Raw genomic sequence first — 13,343 nt, 5'->3', positions numbered from 1 at the left:
CTGGCGTACTGTCATCGCTCGTGTATACCGGAACATCCGTTTTCGACCTGCTCCTGCCCGGTGACTCCCGGTCGCTGAAGGAGAAGCGTTCGTACGTCCGTCCGATCATCGCGGCGCTGAAGAAGTACGAGGTGGCCGTCGCCGAGGTCGGCGCGATGGAGCTGCATGGCCGTGCCGAGATCGGGGTGGCCGTGGTCGCCGCCGACCCGGCCCACGTCAACGAGGTGCTCGACCACTGCGAACGCCTGGTGGTGGGCCGCCCCGAGGTAGAAGTTCTGTCCGTCAAACGCCGCTGGTACGGCGACGACGACTGACCCGCGTCCGCGCGGGTCCCGCAAACGCCGGTGTATCCGTGGTCACAGCCCCGTACGGGGTGTGCGGGAGCGCTCAGCTCCCACGCGTGACAGTCGGGCCCGGCGGGTAGTGTCATGGTGTTGGTTTCGACCCTGGCTCGTCACCGCGGCCGGCGTGAGTCGGCGCGGGCGCGTCGTGGTCGTCGGTCGCGGAGGTGACGTGATGGCTGATCCGGCCAAGGTTCGCAAGCATGCGGAGCGAGTGCGAGAGCTCGTCGCATCGGTGGTTCGTACCCAGATCAAAGACCCCAGGCTGGGGATGATCACGATCACCGACGCGCGGATCACCGCAGACCTGCGCGAGGCGACCGTCTTCTACACCGTGCTCGGCGACGCCGAGGAGCAGGCAGGCACCGCCGCGGCGCTGGAGAGCGCCAAGGGCATGCTGCGCGGCGTGGTGGGCCGGGCCCTCGGCCTGCGCCACTCGCCGTCACTGGCGTTCGTCTCCGACGACGTCCAGGAGCACGTGAAGCACATCGACGACCTGCTCGCCGAGGCGAAGCAGCGCGACGATCAGGTCCAGCAGCTGGCCGCGGGCGCGGCCTACGCCGGTGAGGCGCAGCCCTACAAGGTCGACGAAGACGACGACGAGGGCGCGCCGGACGACGATGACGAGGACGAGCCGGCGCTGCGCGCGGCAGCCCAGCGGTGAAGCCCGCGACGCCGGCAGCCGGGACCACGGGCCGCCCGACCGAGCAGGACTGGGCCGCCGCGGTCGACGCGGTGCGTTTCGGGCTGCGGCCGGGCGCCCGGGTCCTGCTGGTGTGCCACGTCAACCCCGACGGTGACGCGCTGGGCAGCATGCTCGGCTTCGCCCAGGGGTTGCGCCGGCTCGGGGTGACCTCGCTGCAGTGCACCTTCCCCGGCCTTCCGCAAGTGACCCGTCCCGACGGCCCGCCTGGACGGCGGCCCATCGAGGACTCCTCACCAGCGGTGAGCGTGCCGGAGCCGCTGCACATGCCGGCGATGGACCTGCTGATCCCCGAAGCCGAGGCCGACCCGGCCCCGGACCTGCTGGTGACCTTCGACGCGGCCAGCGAGTCGCGGCTGGGCGCGCTGGTGGACCGGCTGGAGACCGCGACGGTCAGCCTGGTGCTGGACCACCACGCCTCCAACACCGGCTTCGGCAAGGTGTCGCTGGTCGACCCGTGTGCCGCCGCCACCTCCGTGGTCGCCGCGGAGCTGCTGCGCCGGCTGGACGTGCCGCTCGACCGGGACATGGCCGAGTGCCTCTACATCGCCCTGGTCACCGACACCGGCTCGTTCAAGTTCGACCTGACCACGCCCGAGGTGCACGAGCTTGCGGCCCGGTTGGTGGCGACGGGCATCGACGTCGGCGCGATCTCGCGCCGCATCTTCGACAGCCGCCCCTTCGGCGCGGTCCGGATGTTCGGCGAGGTGATGGGTCGCGCGCAGCTGGAGCCGGAGTCGGCGGGCGGGCGCGGTCTGGTGTACGCCGTGGCCACCCTCGACGACCTGGCCAAGCACGGCCAGCCGCCGTACGTGCTGGAGGCCCTGATCGACTCGGTGCGCTGCGTGTCCGAGGCCGACGTCGCGTTGCTGCTCAAACAGGTCGCCCTCACCGAGTGGGCGGTCTCCATGCGCAGCAAGGGCGGCGCGGACGTGAGCCGGGTCGCGGTCGCCCTCGGCGGCGGCGGGCACCGGTTGGCGGCCGGCTTCACCGGCCACGGCACCGCGGAGCAGATCATCTCAGCGGTACGCGACCAGCTGGCCGCCCAGGCCTGACCGCCTCCGCCCCGCCGCTGCTCCTCGGTCGGCCGAGGCGGCGGGGAGATCGCTGTCTCGTGCGCATGATCTGCGGTCTCACCGCCGGTTCTGGCACCAAACGGCGATCTTGCCGAACGGGCTTACGGACGGAAAGATCTCCCGGAAGACCGGTCAACGGAGCACAATCAGGTCATGGAACAGCGTCCTGAGCTCACCGTGGAGCCGGTGTCGCCCTGGGCGCGCGCGCAGGTCATGCTGCCGGTGTTCGTCCCCTTCGCGCTGATCGGCGGGCTGCTCCCGTCGTTCTCGCTGGCCGCGAACCTGTACGTGCTGGCCCTGGGTGGCGGTCTGATGCTGGCGGGCATGTCCTCGCGGCTGCCGCGGCGGGTCGCGCCGATGACCCTGCTGCCCGGTGTCGCATGGTGGCTGGTGCCGGTGGCCATCTTCGTGGTGGTCGAGGTCGTCACCTTCGGCATGGGCTCCACCCACGACTATCCGACCCTGTCCCTGCTGGCCGACCCGCTGCTCGACGGCTACCTGCTGCGTTGCATGGCGTACTTCGGCTGGCTGGCCGGATTCTGGGGGCTGGTGCGCCGATGAGCCTGACCCGTGTGCTCGCCATCGCCGGGTTCGTCCTGGCCGGGCTGGCGGTGCTCGCCGTCGAGTGGGCCGCCCGCCGGCCGGATTCCCGCATCCCGACCATCGGCGACGTCTCCGCGCTGGTCATGCGCTACGACGTCGGCGGTATCCCGGTGGGGCGCCTGGCCATCCTCAGCTTCTGGTTCTGGCTCGGCTGGCACTTCCTCGCCCGCTGACGCCCACTTCCCGCCACCCGGCGCCGAACGCCTGCCGTCGCAAGGGTGTGACGAAACAGCAATCGGACATATCCGACTGGTCGTGCGTTAAGTCAACCCCCAGCAGCGTTGTCGTATGGCTGACGTTCCGTGATGTGGGAACGACTGTGCAGGATGTGGAACTGAACGATAGTTTTGTCTGCAGCGGTGCCGCCCGCGGTCCACGACGACCTGCGGCCCCGCGGCAGTCACACCGGCGATACAGCTCGGCGATCCCGAGAGCGGCGGCGGACTACAGAAGAGCACGGCGCGTCCCTGACGCGACCGCGCGACGAAGTTGACCCGTTGTTGTGCTTGGAAAGGACCGTCCCATGCCTACGTCGAAGAAGCCCCAGCCGCAGCCCACCGAGGAAGAGCGCGAGCGCGAGCAGGCTCGTCGCGCCCTGCAGACCTCGATGGACACCCGGCAGTAGTCCGCCCCGGCAACAAACGGGGACTCGGCGGGGTGATCGCTGCGTCTAGGCTGTCGTGATGTCCTCGACAGCCGTGCCTGCGGCCCCCGCCATCGACGAAGTTCTCGCGGACCTGGCACTGCAGACCAACCGGCTGCGTATCGCAGCCTGGGCCGTCGGCGGTGCCGGTCTGCTCGTCACGGCCGCCGTCGCGAACATCCCGGGAGACGCCGCAGCGCTGTGGCGGCTGGTGGCGATGCTGGTGTCGGTTGCGACGCCCTTCGCCTACATCTTCGCCGTCCGGCCGCTGTGGCGGTTGCGCAGGCAGCCCATGCTCACTCCGTCGGATTCGCGGCTCGGCTTCGTCACCGTGGTCGGGCCGCCGGGCCACGCACTTACGGCGTTCGTGCTGGCCGGTGGCGGGATTCTGCTGGGCTTGGGCAGGCCCGGCGCGGCGTTCGCGCTCGCACTGGTGCTTCTCGCGGTGCTGATGAGCCTGCGTCCGACCCGGATCGTGGTGACTCCCAGCGCGCTGCGGGTGCGCAGCCGGCTCAGGACACGATCGGTTCCGTGGGCGCGGCTCACCGGGGTGCGGGTGACGGGCGCGGGCGACGATCTGCGGCTCGCTGTCGACCGGGCCGGGCGTGCGCCGGGCACGGTGCGCCTCCGGCTCGCCGCCCTCGACGTCGACCCGGCGTTCCTCGTTCACCTGCTGCAGCACTACCGCACCGTGCCCGAGGACCGGACCGCGATCGGCGCGCCCGCCGAACTCGCCCGCCGCCGCGCGGCCTATCTCGCCTCCTCCGGGTCCGCCCCCGACCTTCGCGTCGATCCGAGCGCGCAGCCTGCCGCGGCACTGCCGTGAGCACCGTGGCGACGCCGACGGCCGGATACCGCCGGATCGCGGCGCTGGCGTTGCCCGCCCTGGTGGTGCTGGCGGCCGAACCGCTCTACGTGCTGGTCGACACCGCCGTGGTGGGTCATCTGGGCCGAGTGCCGCTGGCCGCGCTGGGCATGGCCGGCACGGTGCTCGGGCTGGCCGTCTGGCTCGGCAACGTGCTGGCGTACGGCACCACGGGCCGGGCCGCGCGCCGCTTCGGGGCGGGCGACCGGGCCGGTGCCGTGCGGGAGGGGGTGCAGGCGTCCTGGCTGGCCGTGCTCGCCGGGCTGGCGCTGCTGGTGGCGGCGCAGCTGTTCGCGGGCCCGCTGACCCGGGCGCTGTCCGGCAACGGACCGGAGTCCGCCGAGGTCGCCGCGCAGGCTGAGCTGTGGCTGCGGGTGGCCGTGCTCGGCGCACCGTTCATCCTGCTGGCGATGGCGGGCAACGGCTGGATGCGCGGCGTGCAGGACACCCGCCGCCCGCTGCGTTACGTGCTCGGCGCGAACCTCGCCTCGGCGGTGCTGTGCCCGCTGCTGGTGTACGGGCTGGGCTGGGGCATGGTCGGCTCGGCGTGGGCCAACGTGTTCGCACAGGCCGCCTCCGGCGGGCTGTTCCTGCGGGCGCTGGTCGTGGAGCGGGTGCCGCTCGCGCCGCAGTGGGACGTGCTGCGCCGTCAGCTGTCGGTCAACAGCAACCTGATCGTGCGGGGTGCGGCTTTCCAGGCATGCTTCCTGTCCGCGGCGGCGGTGGCGGCCAGGTTCGGCGCGGCCGCGCTGGCCGCCCACCAGATCGCACTGCAGCTGTGGTTCTTCAGCGCGATGGTGCTGGACTCGGTGGCGATCGCGGCCCAGTCGCTGGTCGGCGCGGAGCTGGGCGCCGGTGACGCGCCGGCGGCCAAGCGCACCGCGCGCCGCATCACCTGGCTCGGCGGCTGGTGCGGGGTCGCGTTCGCCGTCGTGCTCGGCGCGGGCGTGGCGGTGCTGCCCGCGCTGTTCATCGACGATCCCGCGGTATGGGACCAGGCGTCGCTGATCTGGCCGTGGTTCCTCGTGCTGCTGCCACTGGGCGGGATCGTGTTCGCGCTGGACGGGGTGCTGATCGGTGCGGGCGACGTGGCATACCTGCGGAATCTGACGATCATCGCGGCGGTGGCCGGCTTCCTGCCGTTGGCCTGGCTGGCCTACCACCTGCAGCTGGGCCTGGGCGGGGTGTGGGCCGGGTTGACCATGTTCCTGGTGGTGCGCTTCGTGGCGCTGCTGCTGCGGATGCGCACCGGCGGCTGGGCCGTGCCCAGCCCGGGACCGGTGACCGCCGCACCCTAGGCTGGACCCGGACCGCCGGCCCGCGGTGCCGACGCGAGGCGTCGGTGCGGACCGGGGCGCGACGGGTCGCTGCCGGCCGCTGCGGCTCCACGCCGACCCGCGGGAGCGCAGCCGGTCCGCGCCGTCGGGGAGCGCGATGAGGAGAAGCGTGAGCAGCAGGAAGAACGAGCGCCCGGTGACCGACGGGCTCATCGTGGTCGACAAGGCCGGCGGCATGACGTCGCACGACGTGGTGGCGCGGGTGCGCCGGATCGCCGGGACCCGCAAGGTCGGCCACGGCGGCACGCTGGACCCGATGGCGACCGGGGTGCTGGTGCTCGGCGTCGGCCGGGCCACCCGGCTGCTCACCTACGTCGTGGGCACGGCCAAGGTCTACCGGGGGGTCATCCGGTTGGGCCAGGACACGGTCACCGACGACGCCGAGGGCGACGTCACCGTCACCACGCCCGCCGGGCACGTCACCGACGAGCAGATCCGGGCCGGGCTGGCCGCGCTGACCGGCGAGGTCGACCAGGTGCCGTCCTCGGTCAGCGCGATCAAGGTGAACGGGGTGCGCTCGTACCACCGGGTGCGCCAGGGGGAGCAGGTCGAGCTGCCCGCGCGCCGGGTGACGATCTCCCGGATCGACGTGTCGGAGATCACCCGTACGGAGGACGTGGTCGACGTCGCCGTGGAAGTGGCCTGCTCGTCGGGCACCTACATCCGGGCCATCGCCCGTGATCTGGGCGCCGCGCTGGGTGTCGGCGGTCACCTCACCGCGCTGCGGCGCACCGCCGTGGGCGGGTTCACCCTCGCCGAGGCGTACACCCTGGAACAGCTCGCGGAGCTCGCCGACCCGGTGGCGCTGCCGCTGGCGCAGGCCCTGGGCCGCGCCATGCCGGTGCGCGAGGTCGACGCGGACGCCGCGAAGACCGTGTCGCACGGCGGGCCGCTGCCCGCCGTCGGCCAGGCCGGGCCGTACGGTGTGGTGGGCCCGGACGGGGCCGCGCTGGCGGTCATGTCCGAGCGCGGCGGCCGGGCCAAGGCGGAGATCGTCCTGGTGGGAGGCGAGCAGTGATGCAGCGTTGGCGGGGGTACGACGCGGCGCCGGGCGGCTGGGGCCGCGCGGTCGTCACCATCGGCGTCTTCGACGGCGTGCACACGGGCCACCAGCAGACCATCGGCCACGCCGTGAAGCGTGCCCGCGAACTGGGCCTGCCCGCGGTGGTGCTGACCTTCGACCCGCACCCGTCCGAGGTGGTGCGCCCCGGCTCGCACCCGGCGATGCTGACCTCCCCGCAGCGCAAGGCCGAACTGCTGGCCGGCCTGGGCGTCGACGTGCTCTGCGTACAGCCGTTCACGCTCGACTTCTCCAAGCTGGACGCGGACCGGTTCGTGCACGACGTGCTGGTCGAGCACCTGCACGCGGCGCTGGTCGTGGTGGGGGAGAACTTCCGGTTCGGGCACAAGGCCGCCGGGGATGTCGAACTGCTGGCCAAGCTGGGCCGCACGTTCGGCTTCGCGGTCGAGTCGGCCCCGCTGGTCACCGGCGACGGCACCGTCTACTCCTCGACATATGTGCGGGCCTGCGTGGACGCCGGCGACGTGGAGGCGGCCGCGGCGGTGCTGGGCCGCCCGCACCGGCTGGAGGGCGTCGTGGTGCGCGGCGACCAGCGCGGCCGGGAGATCGGCTTCCCGACCGCCAACCTGATGGTGGCCAAGTACGCGGCGGTGCCCGCGGACGGCGTGTACGCCGCCTGGCTGGTCCGCGGCAACGAGCGGCTGCCCGCGGCGGTGTCCATCGGGACGAACCCCACGTTCGCGGGACAGGACCGGCGAGTGGAGGCGTACGTGCTCGACTTCTCCGGCGACCTCTACGGCGAGCGGCTGGCCCTGGACTTCGTCAGCCACCTGCGCCCGACGCTCAAGTTCGACGGCATCGATGCTCTCGTGGAGGCCATCGGCGACGACGTCGCGCGCACGCGAGCGGTGCTGGGCGTGCCGAAGCCGTAGGATCGGCGGCTGTGAACACCCGTGGCGCGAGGTCGAGCCGCTGCCGAAACTGAACGGCGCGGTCTCACCGGTGCTGCTCACCATCGACTCCCTGCGCCGCCTCTACTGAGCCGCTCCGGGGAACGCTTCATGATCGGCGTTTGGTGTCGATTTGCTGCGTCTGGCTGCAGATCATGACACAAGTGGTGATCTTGGGTGGGGTGGGAAGGCGCGGGGAACGCGTAGTTTGCGTATCCCGGCGGGGTGGTATCTCACCGGCTGGTAGCCTGGAAGGGACACCGGGTCACCGGTGTGGGCCCGGTATGCCTGCACGACGCCGCGGGATATCGGGTGGCACAGAACCCACAGTTAGGGAGACCATGGCGCTCGACGCTGAAGTCAAGACCCAGATCATGGCGGATTACGCCGTCGTCGAAGGGGACACCGGTTCGCCGGAGGTCCAGGTGGCCGTGCTCACCAAGCGGATCCAGGACCTGACCGAGCACCTCAAGCTGCACAAGCACGACCACCACAGCCGTCGTGGTCTGCTGCTGCTGGTCGGCCGCCGCAAGCGGCTGCTGGCTTACCTGCAGAAGTCGGACATCGCCCGCTACCGTGCGCTCATCGAGCGCCTCGGCCTGCGCCGATAGTTCTGACGGGGGAGCGGCGCCAGTCGCTCCCCCGATGTTTGACCACACCTGGCACGTACCCGCCGTCGGGAAGAACACCGGGCCTGGCGCAAGCAACACACCCAGGCCAGCCGGTTTGGGTCGGTCCTCGGTAGTGGTGTCCGGAGCGAGCTCCGGGCGCTTCGATCGAAGACCGACTGTCCTACCCGGCAACGGGCGGCACGTGCCGCGACAGAAGGAGCACACAGCTTCATGACCGAGCACAACCTCGGCGAAAAGACCAGCAAAGCAGTGATCGACAACGGGTCGTTCGGTACCCGTGAGGTCATCTTCTCGACCGGACGGCTGGCCCGACAGGCCGCCGGCTCCGTCACTGCCCAGCTGGGCGACACGGTGGTCCTCTCCGCGACCACCGCGGGCAAGCAGCCCAAGGACCAGTTCGACTTCTTCCCGCTGACGGTGGACGTCGAAGAGCGGATGTACGCCACCGGCCGCATCCCGGGTTCGTTCTTCCGCCGTGAGGGACGTCCCAGCGAGGACGCCATCCTCACCTGCCGCCTGATCGACCGGCCGCTGCGGCCGTCGTTCGTGAAGGGCCTGCGCAACGAGGTCCAGGTCGTCGAGACGGTCCTCGCGCTCGACCCGGAGCACCCGTACGACGTGGTCGCGATCAACGCGGCCAGCATGTCCACCAAGCTGTCCGGCCTGCCGTTCAGCGGCCCGATCGGGGCCACCCGGGTGGCACACATCGACGGCCAGTGGGTGGCGTTCCCGACCCACACCGAGCTGGCGCGCGCCACCTTCGACATGGTGGTGGCCGGTCGTGCTCTGGAGGACGGCGACGTCGCCGTCATGATGGTCGAGGCCGAGGCCACCGCGAACACTCTCAAGCTGGTCGCGGACGGCGCGCAGGCGCCGACCGAGGAGATCGTGGCCGGTGGTCTGGAGGCCGCCAAGGTCGCCATCCGCGAGCTGTGCCGCGCGCAGAGCGAGCTGGCCGCGGTCGCCGCGAAGCCGGTGACCGAGTTCCCGGTGTTCCTGGACTACCAGGACGACGTGTACGCGGCCGTGAAGGCGGCGGCGGGCTCGGAGATCACCGAGGCTCTCAAGATCGCCGGCAAGGCCGATCGCGAAGAGGCCCTCGACCTGGTCAAGGAGAAGGTCGTCGGCCAGGTCGCGCCGCAGTTCGAGGGGCGCGAGAAGGAGGTCTCGGCCGCGTTCCGGTCGGTGACCAAGTCCGAGGTGCGCAACCGCGTGCTGCGGGACGGCGTCCGCATGGACGGCCGTGGGCTGCGGGACATCCGCCAGCTCACCGCCGAGGTGCAGGTGCTGCCGCGGGTGCACGGTTCGGCGCTGTTCGAGCGCGGCGAGACCCAGATCCTGGGCGTCACCACGCTGAACATGCTGCGCATGGAGCAGGCGCTGGACACGCTCTCGCCGGAGAAGACCAAGCGCTACATGCACAACTACAACTTCCCGCCGTACTCGACCGGTGAGACCGGCCGGGTCGGCTCGCCGAAGCGCCGCGAGATCGGCCACGGCGCGCTGGCGGAGCGGGCCCTCATCCCGGTGCTGCCGGCGCGCGAGGAGTTCCCGTACGCCATCCGGCAGGTGTCGGAGGCGCTGAGCTCCAACGGCTCGACCTCGATGGGTTCGGTCTGCGCGTCGACCATGTCGCTGCTGAGCGCCGGTGTGCCGCTGAAGGCCCCCGTCGCCGGTATCGCCATGGGCCTCATCTCCGACGAGGTGGACGGCAAGACCCAGTACGTGACGCTGACCGACATCCTCGGTGCCGAGGACGCGTTCGGCGACATGGACTTCAAGGTCGCCGGCACGCCGGACTTCGTGACCGCCCTGCAGCTGGACACCAAGCTCGACGGCATCCCGTCGGACGTGCTGGCCGCCGCGCTGCAGCAGGCCCACGAGGCGCGCCAGACCATCCTGGGTGTGATGGCCGCGGCCATCGCCGCCCCGGGTGAGATGAGCGAGTACGCCCCGCGGGTGACCTCGGTCAAGATCCCCGTCGACAAGATCGGCATGGTGATCGGGCCCAAGGGCCAGACCATCAACGCGATCCAGGACGAGACCGGCGCCGAGATCTCCATCGAGGACGACGGCACGATCTACGTCGGCGCGACCAACGGCCCGTCGGCGCAGGCCGCCGTGGACCGGATCAACGCCATCGCGAACCCGACCATGCCGAAGGTGGGCGACCGCTTCCTGGGCACCGTGGTGAAGACGGCGGCGTTCGGCGCCTTCGTCTCGCTGACCCCGGGCCGCGACGGCCTGCTGCACATCTCCAAGGTGGGCGACGGCAAGCGGGTCGACCGCGTCGAGGACTTCCTCAACGTCGGCGACAAGGTCGAGGTCGTCATCGCCGACATCGACGCGCGCGGCAAGGTCTACCTGGACAAGATCGGCCCCGACGGCAACCCGATCGTCAGCGACAAGCCGGCCCCCCGCGAGGGTGACCGGGGCGGCGACCGGGGTGGCGACCGCGGCCCGCGCCGCGAGGGCGGCGACCGGCCGGCCCGCAGCGGTGAGGGCGGCGAGCGCCGGCGCACCCAGCGCCGCGACTGACACTCGTCGGTGACCAGCCAGAACAGCTAGAACACAGCCCGCGGGGAAGGACAACCTTCCCCGCGGGCTGTGCCCATTACCTGCACCGGAGAGCCGCCGAGGCCATGCGTACCACTTCCACCGGCCCGACGGCCGGCACCCCGAGCACCGTTCCCGCGAACCCCGCCGCAGCCTCCCGGGCTCAGGGCGCGCCGCGCGGTGAGACCGCCGCGCCCGGCAAGAACGCGCCGCGGGCGGTGACCCGGGTCCTCGACAGCGACCCGCTCGGCGGGACGGTACGGCGTACCGTGCTGCCCAACGGGATGCGGATCCTCACCGAGGCCGTGCCCGCGATGCGCAGCGTGACCTTCGGCATCTGGGTCGGCGTGGGCTCGCGCGACGAGGCCCCCCAGCTCGGCGGGGCCTCGCACTTCCTGGAGCACCTGCTGTTCAAGGGCACCCGGAAGCGGTCCGCGCTGGACATCTCCGCGCAGATCGAGGCCGTCGGCGGGGAGACCAACGCGTACACCGCCAAGGAGTACACCTGCTACTACGCGCGGGTGCTCGACGAGGACCTGCCGCTGGCCATCGACGTCATGTGCGACGCGGTCGCCGACTCGGTGCTGGCGGAGGCCGACGTCGAGACCGAGCGCGGGGTGATCCTCGAAGAGATCGCCATGCACGCCGACGAACCCGGCGACGAGGTGCACGACCTGCACGCCGAGGTCCTCTACGGCGACCACCCGCTGGGCCGGCTGATCTCGGGCACCGTCGAGACCATCACGCCGATGACCCGGAAGCAGATCAACGGCTTCTACCGGCGGCGGTACACCCCGCCGGTGATCGTGATCGCGGCCGCGGGCAACCTCGACCACGCGACCGTGGTCAAGCAGGTCCGTGAGGCTTTCGCGGGCACCCCGCTCGGCGATGCGCTGCCGGCCTCTCCCGAGCCGACCCGCTCGCCGCACTCACGGGTCAAGCACCGCCCGCCGGCCACACTCGTGCGCCCGGACGACACCGAGCAGGCCCACCTGGTGCTCGGCGGCCCGGCCCTGCACCGCCACGACGAGCGCCGGTTCGCGCTCGGGGTGCTCAACAACGTGCTCGGCGGCGGCATGTCCAGCCGCCTGTTCCAGCAGGTCCGCGAGAAGCGCGGGCTGGCGTACTCGGTGTACTCCTACACCTCGCAGTACGCCGAGACCGGCTCGTTCGCGGTGTACGCCGGCTGCGCCCCGGCCAAGGCCGACGAGGTCCTGGCCCTGATCCGCCAGGAGCTGTCCGACACCGCCGCGCACGGCATCACCGCCGAGGAGCTGCGCCGCGGCAAGGGCATGCTGAAGGGCTCGCTCGTGCTGGGCCTGGAGGACACCGGCTCCCGGATGAGCCGCCTCGGCAAGGGCGAACTCCTGCACGGCGACCTGATGTCCGTCGACGAGCTGCTGCGCCGCATCGAGGCCGTCACCCTGGACGAGGTCAACCACATCGCCACCAAGGTCCTCACCGCCCCCATGTCCCTCGCCGTGGTCGGCCCCTTCGAAGAAACCGCCTTCCAGCTCTGACCGCCCTCGCCCTCCCGGGTTGATCATGAACTTATGGCACGGTTCGGCGGTGTGTCGCGGGCACAACTTCATGATCAAAGTGGTGGGTGGCGCAGGTCGGGCGGCGTGTTCCCGAATGCGCGTGGTCGGCGCGCCGGGGGCCGTCGCATCCGCTAGGTTGGGCGCGTGACTGATGAAGTGGAGCCGCTGCGGGTCGGCGTGCTGGGTGCTCGCGGCCGGATGGGTGTCGAGGTGTGTCGCGCCGTCGACCGGGCCGAGGACCTGGACCTCGTGGCGATGATCGACCAGGGCGACTGGCTGTTCAACGCGTCCGACGCCGCCGCCCAGGTCGTGGTGGACTTCACCGCGCCCGACGTGGTGATGGACAACCTGCACTGGTGCATCGACCAGGGGATCAACGTGGTCGTCGGCACCAGTGGCTTCACCGACGCGCGGCTGGAGCAGGTCAAGGGCTGGCTCGCAGCGAAGCCCGAGGTCGGCGTGGTGATCGCACCCAACTTCGGCATCGGCGCGGTGCTGATGATGGAGTTCGCCGAGCGGGCGGCCCGCTACTTCGACTCGGTGGAGATCATCGAGCAGCACCACCCGAAGAAGGTCGACGCGCCCAGCGGCACCGCCCTGCACACCGCCCGCCTCATCGAGCAGTCCCGCAAGGCGGCCGGCAAACCCGCGATGCCCGACGCGACCACGGACGAGATGCCCGGCGCGCGCGGAGCCGAGGTCGCGGGCGTACGCATCCACAGCGTGCGCGCCGCCGGCCTGGTCGCCCACCAGGAGGTCCTCTTCGGCACCACCGGCGAGACCCTGACCATCCGCCACGACTCCTTCGACCGAGCCTCCTTCATGCCCGGCGTCCTCCTCGCCATCCGCGAGGTCGTCAAACGCCCCGGCCTAACCCTCGGCCTAAGCCCCCTCCTCTAACCCGCCCCGCGCCCCCCCCCGCGCCCCCTACGCCCGCCAAGATCGCGACGATCTTGCGCGAACTGTGGGTACGACGCGCCCATTCCGGGCGAATCCCCAACAGTTCCCGCAAGATCGTCACGATCTTGAGCCGTGCTGCGCCGTGCCGGTTGTCGGTCGTGCGTTGATCATGAAG

Annotated in this window: 13 protein-coding genes; all 13 read left to right on the top strand. The window is 71.4% G+C overall.

All coding sequences use genetic code 11. The features are described 5' to 3' along the window. Positions 1–20 precede the first annotated feature (20 nt). The 13 genes from FLL47_RS03475 (at position 21) to dapB (ending at position 13,168) form a co-directional block, all read left to right on the top strand. The gene (locus tag FLL47_RS03475; protein ID WP_144118928.1) at positions 21–314 is read left to right on the top strand and encodes a DUF503 domain-containing protein; all 294 of its coding nucleotides are present in this window, start codon (positions 21–23) and stop codon (positions 312–314) included. Positions 315–516: 202 nt separating this feature from the next. Continuing rightward, complete coding sequence (gene rbfA / locus FLL47_RS03470; protein ID WP_144118927.1) at positions 517–1,005, top strand: 30S ribosome-binding factor RbfA; 489 nt, start codon at positions 517–519, stop codon at positions 1,003–1,005. Continuing rightward, on the top strand, positions 1,002–2,099 hold the full coding sequence (locus FLL47_RS03465) for a DHH family phosphoesterase (RefSeq protein ID WP_144118926.1): 1,098 nt from the start codon (positions 1,002–1,004) through the stop codon (positions 2,097–2,099). Before rbfA ends, FLL47_RS03465 begins: the two co-directional genes overlap by 4 nt. Before the next feature lie 174 nt (positions 2,100–2,273). Then, the gene (locus FLL47_RS03460) at positions 2,274–2,681 is read left to right on the top strand and encodes a hypothetical protein (protein ID WP_144118925.1); all 408 of its coding nucleotides are present in this window, start codon (positions 2,274–2,276) and stop codon (positions 2,679–2,681) included. Beyond that, positions 2,678–2,896 (top strand): DUF6186 family protein, encoded by a 219-nt coding sequence (locus FLL47_RS03455; protein WP_186315536.1) that lies wholly within the window; start codon positions 2,678–2,680, stop codon positions 2,894–2,896. Before FLL47_RS03460 ends, FLL47_RS03455 begins: the two co-directional genes overlap by 4 nt. Before the next feature lie 510 nt (positions 2,897–3,406). Beyond that, the gene (locus FLL47_RS03450; RefSeq protein ID WP_144118924.1) at positions 3,407–4,192 is read left to right on the top strand and encodes a hypothetical protein; all 786 of its coding nucleotides are present in this window, start codon (positions 3,407–3,409) and stop codon (positions 4,190–4,192) included. Then, positions 4,189–5,529 carry an MATE family efflux transporter gene (locus FLL47_RS03445; protein ID WP_144118923.1) on the top strand — a complete coding sequence of 447 codons (1,341 nt, stop codon included), beginning with the start codon at positions 4,189–4,191 and terminating at the stop codon, positions 5,527–5,529. Before FLL47_RS03450 ends, FLL47_RS03445 begins: the two co-directional genes overlap by 4 nt. 148 nt (positions 5,530–5,677) lie before the next feature. After that, a complete protein-coding gene (gene truB, locus FLL47_RS03440) occupies positions 5,678–6,586 on the top strand; it encodes a tRNA pseudouridine(55) synthase TruB (RefSeq protein WP_281286642.1) in 909 nt (302 codons plus the stop codon). Then, positions 6,586–7,521: a bifunctional riboflavin kinase/FAD synthetase gene (locus FLL47_RS03435; protein ID WP_144118921.1), complete on the top strand. Its 936-nt coding sequence runs from the start codon at positions 6,586–6,588 to the stop codon at positions 7,519–7,521. Before truB ends, FLL47_RS03435 begins: the two co-directional genes overlap by 1 nt. 359 nt (positions 7,522–7,880) lie before the next feature. Beyond that, positions 7,881–8,150: a 30S ribosomal protein S15 gene (gene rpsO, locus FLL47_RS03430; RefSeq protein WP_120318568.1), complete on the top strand. Its 270-nt coding sequence runs from the start codon at positions 7,881–7,883 to the stop codon at positions 8,148–8,150. Positions 8,151–8,381: 231 nt separating this feature from the next. Continuing rightward, positions 8,382–10,709, top strand: coding sequence for a polyribonucleotide nucleotidyltransferase (locus FLL47_RS03425; protein WP_144118920.1), 2,328 nt, complete (start codon positions 8,382–8,384; stop codon positions 10,707–10,709). A 104-nt stretch (positions 10,710–10,813) separates the two neighbouring features. After that, positions 10,814–12,247, top strand: a complete 1,434-nt coding sequence (locus tag FLL47_RS03420; protein ID WP_144118919.1) for a M16 family metallopeptidase — start codon at positions 10,814–10,816, stop codon at positions 12,245–12,247. Between the two features lie 165 nt (positions 12,248–12,412). Next, positions 12,413–13,168 carry a 4-hydroxy-tetrahydrodipicolinate reductase gene (dapB, locus tag FLL47_RS03415; protein ID WP_144118918.1) on the top strand — a complete coding sequence of 252 codons (756 nt, stop codon included), beginning with the start codon at positions 12,413–12,415 and terminating at the stop codon, positions 13,166–13,168. Positions 13,169–13,343 lie beyond the last annotated feature (175 nt).

Origin of the sequence: Catellatospora sichuanensis, from assembly GCF_007483665.1 — a bacterium.
In the GTDB taxonomy this organism is placed as follows: domain Bacteria; phylum Actinomycetota; class Actinomycetes; order Mycobacteriales; family Micromonosporaceae; genus Catellatospora; species Catellatospora sichuanensis.
This window is presented reverse-complemented; position numbering and strand designations above follow the sequence as displayed.